The following is a 16,051-nucleotide window of genomic DNA, read 5'->3' as shown; positions in this document are numbered from 1 at the left end:
GAAGAATTTCTTGTGTAGAACATTAGAATGACACCGTCCTTTTCAATCCTTTTCTTTATTATAAAATGAAAAAATGGATAATTTAAGGAAAAAAATAAGACTGTCGAGATTTTCTCGACAGCCTGAGGAAGCTGCCTTTTGGCAGCTTCCTTATTCTTTGCCCTTATAAATATTTCTTGCGTTCAGTCCGACTTTTTTCAGCATTTCGATGCAGGCTTCTTTCTCCTCATCGCTTAACACGCTGATCATGTGGTGAAGCTCTTCTGCATGACCCGGAAAAATCTTCTCCAGGAGCTTGGTGCCTTTATCTGTAATTTGCGCATAGGTCACCCTGCGGTCGGTCGCACAGGCTCTTCTCGCGATCAGCTCCTTTTGCTCAAGCTTGTCAACCACATATGTAATACTCCCGCTCGCCAGTAGAATCTTATCCCCTATTTGTTGAAGGGGCTGATCCCCTTTATGATAGAGGAGTTCTAAAACGGCAAACTCGGTTGGATTCAGACCATGATGATGAATATGTTTATTCATATGATCATTAATGGATCTGTACGCTCGAGATAATACAATAAATAATTTCAAGGACTGTTCCTGTTCTCTATTACTCATATCTCTCATCTCCAAAGAAACAACTACAGGAAAACATTAATAAACTATGAGGAAAATGTCAACTGTTAACATTCAAACCATGTTATGATGAGTAGGAATCGAACATCAAATAGATATATCCGGAAATTCCCCGGTATTGTGTCCTATTTTCACGGTATTGGTTATCTTTTCTATAAATCGGCTCTCACTAGTGATATAATACCCCTATTCCTGTATCGATTGGGAGAGAGTAAAAATATGCGCAATTTGAAAAATCTATGGAAGAAAGTCAGGCTTTATTTGATCTTGGTGATGATCCCCGCCTTCATTATAAGCTTTTTTGTATACGAACAAGAACGAGAAAATATCACTGAAAAGCACCGTCAGACTGCGACTCTCATGCTCAATATTCACCGCAACCAAATCAACTACCTGATCGGCGAAACAGAAGCAAGGCTCAGCTCCCTTGCCACGGCCCTCAACCACCCTGTTAATGAGCAGCATATCAAACGAATCCTGACGGAAACGTATAAAAAAGAACCGCGTTTTTCGGCTTTATACCTTTTAAATAAAGACGGCGATGTCATGGTGAGCACGTCTCCCGTCAAAGACAAAAAGAAGGTTTCATACAAGAACATTCTGCAAAAAGCGGAAAAATCAAAGAAATCCGTGATCACAGACGATATACATACAGTGTCGGACAGGCTGGAGCTGAATATTTTTACTCCTGTCTATGACAGCGAAGGCAGAACGACAAATTTTCTGCTGGCTTCGATCCGCGTCGATTATCTGAAAAATATCATGAACGTCCTGAGCCCTGAGCTTTATATCAAAATTCTCAACCAGAAGAATCAGATTGTCTTTACAGCAGGCCATTCTCCTCCTGAGAAGCCGGACGGCGGCACCGTCGATGCTTTTTTGGATCAGATCGACTGGAAGCTTGAAGTTTATCCGGAACCGGTCCAGCTTGATGAAATCGTTCACAGTCTTCTGCTGTCATTTTTAAGTATTTTCATTCTGCTGAATATTATGTTCCTCATGCTCCAGTATGTGCTGCTGAAGCGGCGGACCAAGCAGGAGCGCGCCCAAAATGAAGCCCAGAAGCTCGAATTAATCGGCACCCTGGCAGCGAGCACCGCTCATGAAATCAGAAACCCGCTGACAGGTATCAGCGGCTTTATCCAGCTCCTGCAAAAAAAATATCAATCAAAAGAAGATCAAATGTATTTCTCAATCATCGACCAGGAAATCCGGAGGATCAACCAGATTGTCAGCGAGTTTCTCGTGCTCGGAAAGCCGACGGCAGAGCAGTGGCAGCTTAACGCCATGAATGAAATGATTGACGAAATCATGCCGATTATTCATTCTGAGGCAAATTTATATAATGTGGAAGTGGAATTTCAAGACTGTGGAGAAGACCCGGCTTATGTGTATTGTAAAAAAGATCATATTAAGCAGGTTGTCTTGAACGTCGCCAAAAATGCTCTTGAATCGATGAAAAACGGCGGAAAGCTGCTCATTCAAATCGAACATCATCAAGAGAAGGCGCAAATTATTGTGAAGGATATCGGAGAAGGCATTCCAAAAGAAATGATGGAGAGTATTTTCCAGCCTTTTGTCACGTCAAAGGAAAAGGGAACCGGACTCGGCCTTGTCGTGTGCAAGCGCATCATTTCCATGTACGGGGGAACCATTCAGATCGAAAGCGAACAGCATAAAGGAACGACTGTAACGATTACGCTGCCGACTTCAAAGGAACAGGTTGACTGAGGCTTCCCCGTTCCTGCAAAGAGCCTGCCTTTCACGGCAGCTCTTTTTCGTTCAGTCACTATGCCGTATATTTTTCAACGGTCAGACAGTCGATGCAGCCTAAAAAATCCTGCAGCAGATGGTCCGACGCATTTTCATTCATAGACAGTTTTTGATATTCATAAATTAATTGATCCAGCTCCTGGCTCCGCCTGATCGTTTCATCCCCTGTAAATCCATAGATTTCAGCGGCTTCAACCATCATTTGCCGCTTCTTGCTGATGGAAACGAGCAATGCTTCTTTTTCAACATAATTTTGCATACGCTTCACCCCTTACCGACATATCGTTTCTTAGAACCATCCAGATTTTGCGTACTTGAGCATTATTACAGATTATACTTATTTTGTAAACCTATTTCTCAAAAAATTATTTTGAAATCGAGTATAATAGAATTGTGGAATTAAAGGTGTAATACCCCTCGATGAAATACGGCAAACACCTTTAAAAGAGTTCATGAGGATAGAAGGAGGTCTAAATGATGAAAAAACCAGTGTCAAGGCTCCGAACCATCTTTGCCGTGAAAGAAGCGTATTCAGGCCTCTTATTGTTTTTCAAGGCATTTAGAGCCTGGAGAAAGGGAGACTTCCCCTTATTCCCGAAAAAAACGATTTTACTGGCCGCGCTGGCATTGATTTATGTGCTGTCTCCGATCGATTTGATTCCCGATGTTCTCGCAGGTGTCGGCTGGCTTGATGACGCGGCTGTGCTCGCTTTTCTATTCAGGCAAATTACCAAAGAGCTGGACGGATTTGAAATACATCTAACGGGAGGAATAAACGGCAATGGCAAACAATAATATTCTCGGTATCAATCATCTCTTGTTTTCAGTCTCTGACCTGTCCGTCTCTATTTCATTCTATGAAAAGGTGTTTGATGCCAAGTGGCTCGTAAAGGCCGAGAAAACCGCTTATTTTGACCTGAACGGCATCTGGCTCGCATTAAACGAAGAGAAAGACATTAAGAGACAGGAAATCCACGACTCTTACACCCATATCGCCTTTTCGATTCAACAGGAAGATTTGCCGTTCTGGGAAAAGAAATTACGCGATTTAGGTGTAAACGTGCTAAAGGGCAGAAAACGGCATGAAGGCGACAAAGATTCAATTTATTTCTCAGATCCGGACGGCCATAAGTTCGAGCTTCACACCGGCTCTGTATTTGACCGTCTTCAATACTATCAAAATGAAAAACAGCATCTCTCCTTTCATGAAGGCCACATCAAGGCCCTTTATGACAGAAACAAATAAAAAAGCGTCCACACGGACGCTTTTTCATTATCGGCTCACACTCTCTTTCTCATAAATCGGCACCCAGCCCTCTGTCGTCACAAAGATTCTGACAGCCACGACTTTTCGGTCTTCCTGAAGCGTGAAATAATGGCGGGTGTTTTCAGGAACGGAGATCAAATCTCCCGGATTTAAGAGGACATCAAAAAATGTGCCGTCTTTTCCTTCTATCGCAAAGATGCCGTGGCCGCTGACGATAAATCTGACTTCATCGTCTGTATGATGATGTTCCTGTTTGAAATTTTTCAAGAGCTCATCGAGTTTCGGATTTTGGTCGGAAAGCGAGATGACATCGCTCGCTTTATAGCCGCGGCGTTCTGAAATGTCTTTGATTTCAGCGGCAAAGACGTCTAAAATCTCCTGTTTCTCTTCATCGGTCAAATCGTATTTTTCTTTTAAGCCGGCCGGCAGCTTTGTGATATCCCATTTTTCATAAATGACCTCCTGCCCCTTTAGAAATTGTTCTACTTCTTCCTGCTTTTCAATGGTCGTGTTTTGTTCATCATGGATTCGAATTGTCGCCATGCTTTCTCCCCCTTTTTAATTAACGTGGTAAGCCTGCAAAGCTTTCAGTTTTAAATGCCAGCTGAACAGGAATTCATACGCTTCAAGCATCCGCTTTGTCTCAAATGCCGTTTTTCCCCAGACGGTAATGCCGTGGCTGCGAATCAGCACTGCCCCTGAATCGCCTGAAAGGTGTCCGGCAAAATCCGCCGCCAAATCCGGAATATGAGCGCTGTTTTCGATAATCGGGATCGCAACCTCCGCATTTTCCTCCCAAAGACCGAGCGCCTTTATGATTTCCTGGCCTCTGAATGTCGCTTGCTTTTCTTTTGCGTAAAGCTCTGAGATGACATTGTTGTCAATCGTATGGACGTGAAGACAGCAGCCCGCGTTTGTATTTTGATAGACACGGGTGTGCAGCAGCGTCTCCGCTGACGGTTTCAGCGTATGTCCGGTCTCCGCCGGTCTCCCCTCTTCGTCCGCCAACAGAAAATCCTCCGCGGATGCTTTTCGCTTATCTTTTCCGCTTGCTGTGATGAGAAATCGCAGCGGGTCTTCTGATACTTTGATTGACAGATTGCCGCTTGTCGCAGGGAACCAATCCCTTTCCGCAAGCTCTTTTTTTACCTCGGCAAGTTCGTGCCATTTTTGCTCAGGGTCCATTCTTTCACCTCCGCGGTCTCTTCAAGTATTCGCTTTACATCACGGAAATCGCCGAATCCCGCATGCTTCAGGCCGAGTCCCTCACATTCCCGCAGCAAATAATCGCGCGCGATGCACAAGTCGGAACATTTGGCAGCTTCAACATCTGTAACAGAGTCCCCAATCATGACAACAAAATCGTCCCAGCCTTTCAGCCGGCGGATGATAGAAGGCTTGCAGCAGCCGCATTCATTTCCGCAGCTGCCGTCACACGGATACGGCCAGCGGATCTCGATATTGCGCCCTGAAAAGCCGGCCTCATTGCAGTAAATGCGTTCCTTTTCGACAATGCCTTCAAGCAGTGGATAGACGAAAAAGTCCATCCCTCCGCTCACGACGTAAAACGGAAGACCCTGCTCATCCAGGAAAGAGACAAACTCTGTAAACCCGGGGCGGATCTCGGCTTGTTTCATTACATATTCCATAATGTCTTCTTTCAGGCTTGTCGGCAGCAATTGAAACATTCTGCCGACCCCGTCCTTAATCGATATGTCCCTGGACAGAACCCCGTCTTTTAAAGCGAGCCACTCTTCTGGAGCAAATTGTTTCATAATGCTGATGATGTTGTCGTTCGTTGTAATGGTTCCGTCAAAATCGCAAATGATAAGCGGCTGCCTCATACGGAAACCTCAACCTTTCCCCATTTTTCAAGGGCGAGCTTCAAATCGGGAGAACGCTTTGCTTTTTCTTCGACTGGCTCCGCTTCCAGGACGGCATCAATGATCGCCCGAAACGCTCTTCCTCCGCCTGCCGCTCCGTTTGGATGACCGTGAATCCCCCCGCCTGCGTTGATGATATGGTCAATGCCGAAGTCTTTCATCAAGAGCGGCACCATGCCGGGGTGAATACCGGCCGACGGAACGGCGAATGTCGGTTTAAAAACGTCTTCCTTCGTGCATTCATCATATATGGCAAGCGCATCCTGCTTCGGCAGAGCAACGCTTCCGTACGGTGAAGGGAACAGGCTGAAATCAGCACCCGCATACCGGTTGAGCTTGCCGAGCAAAAGCGAATGGGAAAAACCGTAATGCGGCGACGAAGTGAGTGCGCCGCTTACTGCCGGGTGCGCCATGATCGGCAGCGGGATGTCGTCGTCTTCCGCAAGGCTTTGCAAAACATCGAGCCCGTAGGCAAACACATTCAGCAGCAACACATCGGCTCCGAGCTCGGCTGCTTTTCTCGCCTTCGATTTCAGCTCCATTGTCCTGCCCGTCAGGTTGACGGCATACAGCGTTTTGCGCCCAGTTTCTTCAAAAGCTGCCTCAAGCACTTTTTTTCCTTCCGTGATTCGTTTTTCAAAGGGGGCACTGCCTGTTTCGAATAAGATTTCATCGTCCTTGATCAAATCCACTCCGCCGAGCGCCTGCTGTCTGAGCTGTTCCTTCAAGTCTTCCATATCGCGGCCGATGACGCCTTTAAAAATGCTCATCAACAGAGGCCTTTCAAATTCGCCGATTTTTTTCCGGATCCCGTATACGCCGAATTTCGGGCCCGGCAATGATTGTTTAAAAGACTGCGAAAACTCCAAATCCGCCAATTTGATTTTTCCGTCGAGAGACAGCTTTCCAAAAACGGTCGTCAGCACAGCGGGAATGTCGCTTGTAAAATTGGCTTCCGGATAAGCGATGGTGACCGTTGTCTGTTTTTCCCCCAGCGTGCTTTCTGTTTCTTCGACCTTGACGACGCGTCCTTTATGCTTTTTCAGCTGTTCCTGCTTTAAGAGCGGCAGATCTGTCCACGACCCGACCGTCAGTCCGATCGCAATTTGCTCGGCCCGCTTTTCTGCGTCACATCCTTGATCTGTCAAAACATATGTTGCCAAAAGTTCACTCATTCTGTAGCTCCTTCCTGCTTCATGCATATAAAAAACCTCTTTTGCTGCTTTAGCTAAAAGAGGTTTCGCATTTCAGGTTCGAATCCTTATCTCTCAGCGTCAGCTGCAAGAATTAGCACCGTGCTTAAAAAGTCGGTTGCCGGGCTTCATCGGGCTTGTCCCTCTGCCTGCTCTTGATAAGAATATTGATTTTATAAATTATTTTGAATTATCCCATCGTTTTTCCCGGTTGTCAATGACTGTGGCCGGTCTTTTTGAATATATTCAGCTTGGCAATGCGCGAAGCCGCTTCCCGGAGCCGCTCTTCGCTTGTCAAGAGGCCGACTCTCACATAGCCTTCTCCGTATTTGCCGAAGCCGATGCCGGGCGCTGTGACGACATTCGCTTTTTCGAGAAGCAGATCGGAAAAAGCCTCAGATGTATACCCGTCAGGGACAGGCATCCAGGCGAAAAAAGAACCTTGCGGAGCATCCGCGTGCCAACCGATTTCGCGGACCGCACGAATCCATACATCCCGCCTTTTTTCGTAGCGCTCATTTTGCTCCTTGACACACGCTTGGTCTGATAGAAGCGCGGCTGCCGCGGCGTCTTGGACCGCTTTAAAAAGGCTGACATACATATGGTCCTGATAAAGGTTCAGCGCTTCGATCACAGATGCGTTGCCAACTGCAAACCCGACCCGCCATCCAGCCATATTATACGTTTTGGAAAGCGTGTAAATTTCGATTCCTGTGTCTTTTGCCCCCTCCGTTTCGAGAAAGCTGACAGGCCTCTTGCCGTCGTAGCCGATCGCACCGTAGGCAAAATCGTGGACGACGCAAATTCCGTTTGACTTGGCAAACCGGACAGTCTCTTCGAAAAAAACAGGCGTGGCTTGGGCACCGGTTGGATTGTTTGGATAATTTAAATACATGAGCTTCGCATTTTCTTTCACTTCCTTCGGAATCCGGCTGTAGTCAGGCAGAAACTGATTGCCCGCTGTAAGCGGCATCGTTGCCATGTTCGCTCTTGCCAGCTCAACGCCCGACCAGTAGTCGGGATAGCCGGGATCGGGAACGAGCACGGCATCCCCCGGATTTAACAAACATTGCGGAAGCTCGACAAGACCGGCTTTTCCGCCGAACAATACAGCGACTTCGCGTTCGGGATCGAGCTCTACACCGTATTCCCTTCGATAGAACGCGGCTGCCGCCTCCTTGAGTGAACGGCTGCCGCGAAAGGAGGAATACTGATGGTTTTCAGGGTTGCGAACGGCTTGCGCCATTGTATCAACGATGTGATCAGGTGTCGGCTGATCGGGATTCCCCTGGCCGAGATTGATCACATCATGGCCGGCGGCGATTTTTTCATTCACCTTTTTCACCAAGGAAGCGAAAAACTGCTCAGGCAGCTGTTTCAGCACATCTGAAAGCTCAAATTTCATATGATTCACCCGCTTTTGAAAAATTCTTGAAATGATAGTCCATCATCATATATTGTTAAATGTAAAATGTAAAGAAAAAAATGAGGTGATCCAGATTGAAGCTGACAATTTCATGTCTGCAATTCGATATCGCATACGGCAATCCTTCTGAAAATTTTAAAAAAGCGGAGCAGCTGATCGAACAGGAAAGCCGGAAAGCGGATGTTCTTCTCCTTCCCGAGCTGTGGACGACGGGTTATGATTTAAAAAATCTCGGCTCCATCGCAGATGAAGAAGGCAGGCAAACGAAGAGATGGCTGCAGGAAACGGCAAAAGCAAACCGTGTCCATATCATTTGCGGCTCTGTCGCCGTTAAGAAAAAAAGCGGTGTGTACAATATCATGTACATCGCAGACAAAAACGGACATTTGATCAAAGAATACAGCAAAGCTCACCTTTTCCAGCTGATGGACGAACACCTCTATTTGTCAGCGGGCTCAGGCGACGGGAGCTTCGAGCTTGAAGGGATCCCGGCTGCGGGGTTTATCTGCTACGACATCCGTTTCCCGGAATGGATCAGAAAACATACGAAGGAAGGTGCGGGCATCATCTTTGTATCGGCGGAATGGCCGCTCGCCCGCCTCGATCACTGGCAAAGCCTTTTAAAAGCCAGAGCGATTGAAAATCAGTGCTTTGTCGCAGCCTGCAACCGAGCGGGAAGTGACCCGGCAAACGAATTTGCGGGTCACAGCATCATCATTGATCCGCTCGGCCGCACCCTCGCTGAAGCAGGGAGCGGTGAAGCCGTCATCAGGACCGAAATCAACCTCGGGGACATTGAAAAAGCGCGGGGGCAAATTCCGGTTTTTGAGGACATTCGCAGAGATTTATATTAAAAAAGTGTTGACAAGAAAACTGAGATGCTGGTAACATTTTCAGCAACTGACCGAACTGAAATTTCAAAATTTTATATTGATTTCTCTTATCGAGAGTTGGGTGAAGGACTGGCCTAATGACCCCAACAGCAACCGACCGTAATACCATTGTGAAATGGGGCGCGAAATTCTGCGCCGCTAGGGCACGGTGCTAATTCCATCAGACTTTGAATTCTGAGAGATAAGAGAGGCGAACGCGACAAATCAGCCTCTTTCTCTCGATGAGAAAGAGGCTTTTTTATTGTTAACGACATTTAGGGGGAATCACACATGACCGTAACGAAAACCGCAGCATACGAAACTTTGACCGAAAGCTCCGCGGCCGCGCTGGCCGTTCGCCTCGGGCTTTTTCCAAGCAAAAGCACCCTGACATGCCGGGAGATCGGGGACGGAAACTTGAATTTGGTCTTCCGCGTGTATGACAAAGAGCAGCAAAAAGGGCTGATCATCAAACAGGCGGTGCCTTATGCGAAAGTCGTCGGCGAAAGCTGGCCGCTGTCGCTTGACAGGGCGAGAATCGAAAGCAGTGCGCTGATCCGCCAAGCCGAGCATGTCCCGCACCTTGTCCCGAACGTGTACTATTCTGACACCGAGCTTGCCGTTACCGTATTGGAAGACCTTTCTCACTTGGAAATCGCCAGAAAAGGACTGATTGACGGGAAGGATTATCCGCACCTGTCGGAAGACATCGGAGAATTCCTTGGAAAAACACATTTTTACTCGTCTGAATATGCACTTGACCCAACAGTTAAAGGGCGGCTTGTGAAGCAGTTTACGAATCCGGATCTGTGCGATATTACAGAAAGCCTTGTGTTCACAGACCCTTTCTTTGATCATGAGACAAACGATTTCGAAGAAGAGCTTCGCGATGAAGCGGAAGATCTTTGGCGCAATGAAGCATTAAAAATTGAAGCGGCAAAACTGAAACAGCGCTTTTTGTCTGCAGAGGAAACGCTGATCCACGGCGACCTTCATACAGGCAGCATTTTCGCAAGTGAAGAAGCCGAAACGAAAATCATCGACCCTGAATTTGCGTTTTTCGGCCCGATCGGGTTTGACATTGGACAGTTTATCGCCAACCTGCTGCTGCACGCGCTTTCCCGCGAAGAAAACAGGCGGGCTCCTTTATACCGCCATGTCGAGACCGTCTGGCATACGTTCAGCCGGACATTCAGCGAAGCATGGGAAAACGATGCTCTTGACGCTTGCAAAAATGAGAAAGGACGCCTTGAATCAGTTCTGAAGCAGGCGTTTGAAGACGCAGCAGGCTTTGCCGGCTGCGAAATGATCCGCCGGACGATCGGCCTTGCCCATGTGGCGGACCTTGAAACAATCGTTCCGTTTTCCCGGAGAATCAGCCAAAAAAAGCTCGCCCTTAAAATAGGCGCAGCATTCATAGAAAAACGCAGTGGTTTCCGGACGCCAAAAGACTTGATTGAAGCGTTTCGGAACGCACTTAAGGAGTGAATGACATGCCTGAACAATTTGCGGTGCCCCGCTCTGTCGAATGGGAAGAAGCATCGGTAAAAATTCTGAACCAGCAAAAGCTTCCCGAAAAGACGGAATACCTGCACCTCACAACAAAAGAAGACGTCTATGATGCGATTCAAACGCTGAAAGTGAGGGGTGCACCTGCCATCGGCATTACAGCCGCCTTCGGACTCGCCCTTTGCGCACAAAGCATCAATACATCTGACGTTTCCGCGTTTCTGGTGGAACTCGGAAAAATCAAAGATGAACTCAATCAGGCAAGGCCGACAGCCGTCAATTTATCCTGGGCTCTCAATCGGCTGGTAATAAGTGCGGAGGACGCAAAATCGGTCAATGAAGCAAAAACAAATCTGATCCATGAAGCCATTCAGATCCAGGTTGAAGACGAAGAAACGTGCCGGCAAATCGGACAGAATGCACTGCATTTGTTCAAATCGGGTGACAGCATCATGACCATCTGCAACGCCGGCTCGATTGCGACAAGCAGGTACGGTACGGCCCTTTCCCCGTTTTATCTTGCCAAAACAAAGGACCTCGACCTTCATATTTATGCCTGTGAAACGAGGCCTGTCCTGCAAGGGGCGCGCCTGACGGCGTGGGAGCTTATGCAGGGGGGAATTGACGTGACGCTGATTACAGACAGCATGGCTGCCCATACGATGAAAGAAAAAAACATTTCAGCCGTCATTGTCGGAGCGGACAGGATCGCGAGAAACGGAGATACAGCCAATAAAATCGGAACATACGGCTTGGCAATCCTCGCCAAAGCCTTTCAAATCCCGTTTTTTATCGCCGCTCCCCTGTCAACTTTTGATGTTTCGATTTCATGTGGCGACAACATTCCGATTGAAGAACGCGATCCGGATGAAGTCAGGCTGATAAACGGAACGCAAATAGCTCCGCAAGAGGTGCCAGTGTTCAACCCTGCTTTTGATATCACGCCGCACGATTTAATCTCTGGCATCATTACGGAAAAAGGGATTATCACAGACAGGTTTGAAGAAGAAATTGAAGCGCTGTTTTCCGCTGAAGCCCTTACTTAGGCCGCTTTAGCGGATTTTAATCGATTTGATGATGTCTTTCTTCTGCTCTTCGGTCAACACGTGCAGCTTGACGAACAATTCCGCGTATCCTGCTATTTTGTTCGGGCGGTTCGTTTTCACTTATTCGTCCTCCTTTTTTACCAAGACCAACATTTTTAACTTAATAAAATTATATGTCGCTGACGAAAAAAAGAAACGGCGTGCTCGTATATTATTTTCCCTTATACGCAATATTTTCGATGTCGAGCAGCACCGCTTTTTTATCCGTTTCATTTCCGGAGTACCCCGTTAAAGAACGATTTTTGCCGATGACACGGTGGCACGGGATCAAAATCGGCAGCGCATTTCTTTTATTGGCCTGGCCGATTGCGCGAACCGCTTTCGGATTCCCGACGGCGCACGCGATATCTAAATAGCTCCGTGATTCACCGTACGGGATCAACTGCAGCGCCTCCCACACTTTTTTCTGAAACGGGGTTCCATCCTGGCGGAGAGGAAGGGTGAACGTCTTCCGCTCCCCCCTGAAATATTCTTCGAGCTGGCGCTTTGCCTCCTTCAACAATTCCGTTTCGGTCCGGCGAAGCTCCAAGCCGTCTTGCTGGAGCTGTTTTAGTTCATCTTTTTCAAATAGCAAATGTGTAATGTGGTGATTTTCCTCGACAATGTAAGCTTGTCCAAAAGGCGAGGTCATTTCAATATAAAAGCCCACGATGCGATTAAGCCTCCTCCTCATGATGCTGTCTGATCGGGAGAGTCAGATGGAATGTCGTGCCTCTCCCTTCTTCACTTTCAACTTCGATTTTTCCATTATGCTCTTCAATAATTTTATAACTGACCATGAGCCCGAGTCCAGTGCCCCGTTCTTTTGTCGTGTAAAAAGGTTCGCCGAGCCTCTTCAATTTGTCTTCTGTCATGCCGATTCCTTCGTCAGCAAGCGAGATAATGATATGGTCGTCTCCTTTCGGTTTGATCGACACATATACGTTGCCTCCGTCAGGCATCACTTCAATCGCATTTTTCAAAATGTTGATAAATACCTGTTTCAGCTGATTCGGCTCGCAATAAATCAGCGGAATGCCGCCTTCGCACTTCAGATGCATCTGAACGTTGTCAAGGTTTGCCTGTGCGTGCAGCAAATCCATTGTGTCCTGCATGATTTTGACGATATTTTTTTCTTCATACATAATCGCCTGCGGTTTTGCAAGGATGAGAAACTCCGTAATAATCGATTCAATCCTTTTGAGTTCTGATGTGATGACATTAAAGTAAAGCGCGTGATCCTCATTTTGGATGCTGCCTTTCAGCAGTTGGATAAATCCTTTTAGCGCCGTCATCGGGTTGCGGATTTCATGGGCAATTCCGGCTGCGAGTTCGCCGACGACGTGAAGGGTATCAGACTTGCGGAGCCGCTCTTCAAGCTCTTTTCGTTCTGTCACGTCTCTGAGCATCGCCAAGTTCATATTTTGAATGATATTTCTTTTAAATGAAAATTCAAGAATCCGTTTTTGGTCGCTCAGCAGGAATGGGATGTCATTGTCCATTTCTTCTAAGGAAATCGTTTTAGCGGGAGAAGCTGCGTTTTCTATATGATAGCCGGAGATGACATCAAGTAGATTGGACGTTTTCAGCTGTTCAAGAGGGGTGCTGAGAATTTTTCCGGCAAGGGGGTTCGCATCGATAATGTCGTACTGGTTGTTGAAAAGAACGATTCCGTCCATTGATCCGTTGAATACTTTTCTGAACTTCAATTCGCTTTCCCGCAATTCTTGTTCCATTCGTTTTCTGTCGCTGACATTTCTTAAAATGGTTAGGTCCTGGCTGTCGAACATGATCCGTTTTGACGTGAACTCAAGCTCTTTATATTGTCCGTTTGCCATACGAAACAGCAGTTCCGCCCGGATTTCCCCTTTTTGATCATACTGCTTTTGAATGGCATGGTACCTCTGATCGGTTTGATCAATAAAATCGGTCATCTTCTTGTTGAGAAGCTGTTCCATCGGCAGTTCGAAGATTTTGCAGGCCGACTGGTTCGCTTTGACGATGCGGCCGTCGTTATTCATCAGTATAATGGCATCCATCGCATTTTCAAAGACTTCTCTAAAGCGTTCTTCGCTTTTAAACAGCTGTTTTTCCATCGAGCGCTTCTCGGTAATATCCCTCATAATCGACATGTAAAAGCCGTTTAAAATGTTCGAGGTTATCGTAAGCTCAAACAGCCGGTCTTCTCCTGATCTGAGCCGGACAGGAAGCTCCCCTTTTGCTTTCCCTCTTCTGAAAAGAGCATTCCAGATTTTATCGAGCCGCCCCTTGTTTTCAGGGGATACGAATTGAGACAGCTTCAGTTTTGAAAGCTCTGTTTTTTCAATTTCGAAGCTCTGGCAAAACGAATGGTTCGCATCGATGAAACAGCCTTGTTTATCAAAGATGACGATTCCTTCAACCGCGCGGTGAAACAAATCTTTAAACAGCTTTTCATTAATGGTGCGCTCCCGCTCCAATATTTTTTTCGATGAAATGTCCCTCATGACGACAAAATAGCAGTCTTCACCGATTCCTTTGCTTGCAGTAAACTCGATATATTTGACAGATCCGTTGTCAAGCCTGATGGCCACTTCTTTTTTCGCATATCCCCGCTCCAAAAAGCGTTGAATGCTCTGGTTCAGTTCATCCGGCGGGACGGCGTGCAGGAAGTCGAGCGCCGACCGGTCCAGCAAATTCTTTTTTTGGCTTTGCAGAATTTTGCAGGCGGCATCATTCGCCTGGATGATGTTCATCTGTTTATCCAATATAAAAATAGCGTCCAGCGTCCCGTTAAACAGCAGCTCATACTGATACAAATCCGCTTTCAGCTTGGCGTTCTCTTTCTTCAGTCTGTTCAGCTGGTTTTGCAGATTTAAGGATTCATTCAAATCAAGAGTTTCCTCCATTTATTACACTCCTTCTTGAAAACCTGTCCTCCAATTATTCTACAAACCGGAAAATCTTCCTTCATTTGTTTCGAACTTTTACAACCTTTCCGCCTATTTTACAGGAAGATGACGATATAAAAGTTCCTTACTGTTCAATTACATCGACCTAACAATAAGACTTAATGCATAGGAAAACACATGCTTTCTATTTTAAAATTTTAAAATGAGGCCAGACTGGTGGAAGACGTCATTCCGGAAAGAATGTTCCGGGGTTCAGACGCTTCCCGCACCGGCGTCTCCTGAAAATGTTTGTGAAAGGGTGATGTTATGGCGACTTCGCGCGACAGCTATTTCGACAATGCAAAATTCCTATTAATTTTTCTCGTCGTATTCGGACATATAATCAGGTCCTATATTCATGATAATGATGCTCTGCTTCATATTTATAAATTTATTTACACGTTTCATATGCCTGCTTTTATTCTCATATCAGGCTATTTTGCAAAAGGGTTCAACCGCCACGGCTATGTCAAAAAAATCGCCTGGAAGCTGATTGTTCCTTATTTGATTTTCCAGGGAATCTATACGCTGTTTTATTCCTTTATCGATGATCAAAGCTTAACGGCCGCAAATCCGATTGAACCGCAATGGTCGCTTTGGTTTTTGCTGAGCCTGTTCTTTTGGAATATCCTGTTGTTTCCATTCACAAAACTGCCGGCGAAATGGGCGTTTGCCGCAAGCTTTGCGATCGCCGTTCTTGTCGGATATATCGACTTGATCAGCAACACGCTCAGCCTGTCCCGCACGTTTGTTTTCTTCCCGGTCTTTTTGGCGGGCTATTATTTGCAAAAAGACCATTTTAAAATACTGAGAGGCTGGAAAGGCAAGCAGGCCGCTCTAGCCGTTTTAGCAGCAACGTTCGTTTTCTACTTTTTTGTAGACTTCGATTACTCCTGGCTGTTCGGGTCCAAACCCTATTCGGAATTCGGCGATGTCGGGATAAAAAGCGGGTTAAACCGAGTGGCGCTCCTCGTCATCACGTTCGCTTCAACCTTCGCGTTCATGGCGCTTGTGCCTGAAAGGCGGTATTTCTTTACCCTGTGGGGAACGCGCACATTTTATGTCTATCTGCTGCACGGCTTTATCATCAAGTCGTTCAGAAAAACGGGAGCGGAAGAATGGCTTGCCGATTATCAAAGTCTGACGCTATTAATCATCGCCACGGCGATTTTAACCTTCTGCTTATCAAGCGGATTTGTGAAAACGGTCGCCCAGCCGTTCATCGAATTGAAAATGACGAATTTAATGAGGATGTTGAAAAAAGACAACGGATATAACCCTTATTTAAAATAAATGAAGGTCCAAATCGTTTCCGATTTGGACCTTTCAGATTTTTTCATCCCATCAGCGTGATTGAAAACCCTTGCAGTCTAGGAAGGCCGAGCATCGGAGCGGAGCGAATGTTAGAATTCGTGAGCACCGACGCGCAGGCCTGACAACTGGCGACACGCTGGAAGGTGCAAATCGTTTCCGATTTGCACCTTTCTCG

General features: G+C 46.6%; 17 protein-coding genes and 2 riboswitches. Of the genes, 7 read left to right on the top strand and 10 right to left on the bottom strand.

Annotation, left to right across the window (positions count from 1 at the left end):
• Window positions 1-150 precede the first annotated feature (150 nt).
• Window positions 151-606: a MarR family transcriptional regulator MhqR gene (gene mhqR, locus KI350_RS09900; protein ID WP_020451147.1), complete on the bottom strand. Its 456-nt coding sequence runs from the start codon at window positions 604-606 to the stop codon at window positions 151-153.
• Between the two features lie 237 nt (window positions 607-843).
• Here mhqR and KI350_RS09895 point away from each other — a divergent pair, with 237 nt between their 5' ends.
• Window positions 844-2,355 carry a sporulation kinase KinD gene (locus tag KI350_RS09895; protein WP_065643312.1) on the top strand — a complete coding sequence of 504 codons (1,512 nt, stop codon included), beginning with the start codon at window positions 844-846 and terminating at the stop codon, window positions 2,353-2,355.
• A 58-nt stretch (window positions 2,356-2,413) separates the two neighbouring features.
• Here the strand turns inward: KI350_RS09895 and KI350_RS09890 are convergent, their stop codons facing one another.
• A complete protein-coding gene (locus tag KI350_RS09890) occupies window positions 2,414-2,656 on the bottom strand; it encodes an aspartyl-phosphate phosphatase Spo0E family protein (RefSeq protein WP_020451145.1) in 243 nt (80 codons plus the stop codon).
• Window positions 2,657-2,871: 215 nt separating this feature from the next.
• Between KI350_RS09890 and KI350_RS09885 the strand changes: the two genes are divergently transcribed.
• Both KI350_RS09885 and fosB read left to right on the top strand, forming a co-directional pair.
• Window positions 2,872-3,192, top strand: a complete 321-nt coding sequence (locus tag KI350_RS09885; RefSeq protein ID WP_020451144.1) for a YkvA family protein — start codon at window positions 2,872-2,874, stop codon at window positions 3,190-3,192.
• The gene (gene fosB / locus KI350_RS09880; protein WP_020451143.1) at window positions 3,179-3,643 is read left to right on the top strand and encodes a metallothiol transferase FosB; all 465 of its coding nucleotides are present in this window, start codon (window positions 3,179-3,181) and stop codon (window positions 3,641-3,643) included. Before KI350_RS09885 ends, fosB begins: the two co-directional genes overlap by 14 nt.
• A 27-nt stretch (window positions 3,644-3,670) precedes the next feature.
• On the opposite strand, the gene KI350_RS09875 is transcribed toward fosB, so the two are convergent.
• The 5 genes from KI350_RS09875 to KI350_RS09855 form a co-directional block, all read right to left on the bottom strand.
• Complete coding sequence (locus KI350_RS09875) at window positions 3,671-4,207, bottom strand: 1,2-dihydroxy-3-keto-5-methylthiopentene dioxygenase (protein WP_020451142.1); 537 nt, start codon at window positions 4,205-4,207, stop codon at window positions 3,671-3,673.
• A 15-nt stretch (window positions 4,208-4,222) separates the two neighbouring features.
• Window positions 4,223-4,849, bottom strand: coding sequence for a methylthioribulose 1-phosphate dehydratase (locus tag KI350_RS09870; protein ID WP_023857315.1), 627 nt, complete (start codon window positions 4,847-4,849; stop codon window positions 4,223-4,225).
• The gene (gene mtnX, locus KI350_RS09865) at window positions 4,810-5,508 is read right to left on the bottom strand and encodes a 2-hydroxy-3-keto-5-methylthiopentenyl-1-phosphate phosphatase (protein WP_025810285.1); all 699 of its coding nucleotides are present in this window, start codon (window positions 5,506-5,508) and stop codon (window positions 4,810-4,812) included. Before mtnX ends, KI350_RS09870 begins: the two co-directional genes overlap by 40 nt.
• The gene (mtnW, locus tag KI350_RS09860) at window positions 5,505-6,722 is read right to left on the bottom strand and encodes a 2,3-diketo-5-methylthiopentyl-1-phosphate enolase (protein WP_025810283.1); all 1,218 of its coding nucleotides are present in this window, start codon (window positions 6,720-6,722) and stop codon (window positions 5,505-5,507) included. The genes mtnX and mtnW overlap by 4 nt, the downstream gene beginning before the upstream one ends.
• A gap of 83 nt (window positions 6,723-6,805) precedes the next feature.
• A riboswitch (SAM riboswitch) is annotated at window positions 6,806-6,905 on the bottom strand.
• Window positions 6,906-6,954: 49 nt separating this feature from the next.
• Complete coding sequence (locus tag KI350_RS09855) at window positions 6,955-8,145, bottom strand: pyridoxal phosphate-dependent aminotransferase (protein ID WP_020451138.1); 1,191 nt, start codon at window positions 8,143-8,145, stop codon at window positions 6,955-6,957.
• A 95-nt stretch (window positions 8,146-8,240) separates the two neighbouring features.
• Here KI350_RS09855 and KI350_RS09850 point away from each other — a divergent pair, with 95 nt between their 5' ends.
• From KI350_RS09850 to mtnA, 3 genes are all read left to right on the top strand, one after another.
• The gene (locus tag KI350_RS09850; protein ID WP_020451137.1) at window positions 8,241-9,020 is read left to right on the top strand and encodes a carbon-nitrogen family hydrolase; all 780 of its coding nucleotides are present in this window, start codon (window positions 8,241-8,243) and stop codon (window positions 9,018-9,020) included.
• Window positions 9,021-9,103: 83 nt separating this feature from the next.
• Window positions 9,104-9,247: riboswitch (SAM riboswitch) on the top strand.
• 82 nt (window positions 9,248-9,329) lie between these two features.
• Window positions 9,330-10,526, top strand: coding sequence for an S-methyl-5-thioribose kinase (gene mtnK, locus KI350_RS09845; protein ID WP_020451136.1), 1,197 nt, complete (start codon window positions 9,330-9,332; stop codon window positions 10,524-10,526).
• Window positions 10,527-10,531: 5 nt separating this feature from the next.
• On the top strand, window positions 10,532-11,593 hold the full coding sequence (gene mtnA / locus KI350_RS09840) for an S-methyl-5-thioribose-1-phosphate isomerase (protein ID WP_020451135.1): 1,062 nt from the start codon (window positions 10,532-10,534) through the stop codon (window positions 11,591-11,593).
• A gap of 6 nt (window positions 11,594-11,599) precedes the next feature.
• Here mtnA and KI350_RS23020 read toward each other — a convergent pair whose 3' ends face one another.
• From KI350_RS23020 to KI350_RS09830, 3 genes are all read right to left on the bottom strand, one after another.
• Window positions 11,600-11,713, bottom strand: coding sequence for a hypothetical protein (locus tag KI350_RS23020; protein ID WP_023857319.1), 114 nt, complete (start codon window positions 11,711-11,713; stop codon window positions 11,600-11,602).
• Between the two features lie 91 nt (window positions 11,714-11,804).
• Entirely contained in the window at window positions 11,805-12,302 is a 498-nt protein-coding gene (locus KI350_RS09835; RefSeq protein ID WP_020451134.1) for a methylated-DNA--[protein]-cysteine S-methyltransferase, read from the bottom strand.
• Window positions 12,303-12,309: 7 nt separating this feature from the next.
• Window positions 12,310-14,520: a PAS domain-containing sensor histidine kinase gene (locus KI350_RS09830; protein WP_020451133.1), complete on the bottom strand. Its 2,211-nt coding sequence runs from the start codon at window positions 14,518-14,520 to the stop codon at window positions 12,310-12,312.
• A 309-nt stretch (window positions 14,521-14,829) separates the two neighbouring features.
• Here KI350_RS09830 and KI350_RS09825 point away from each other — a divergent pair, with 309 nt between their 5' ends.
• A complete protein-coding gene (locus KI350_RS09825; protein ID WP_025810280.1) occupies window positions 14,830-15,855 on the top strand; it encodes an acyltransferase family protein in 1,026 nt (341 codons plus the stop codon).
• Window positions 15,856-16,051: the final 196 nt, after the last annotated feature.

The organism is Bacillus sp. J41TS8, assembly GCF_018333035.1.
Classification (GTDB): Bacteria; Bacillota; Bacilli; order Bacillales; family Bacillaceae; genus Bacillus; species Bacillus paralicheniformis.
Note: the sequence above shows the minus strand (reverse complement) of the source record. Positions and strands in the feature narration are given on the sequence as shown.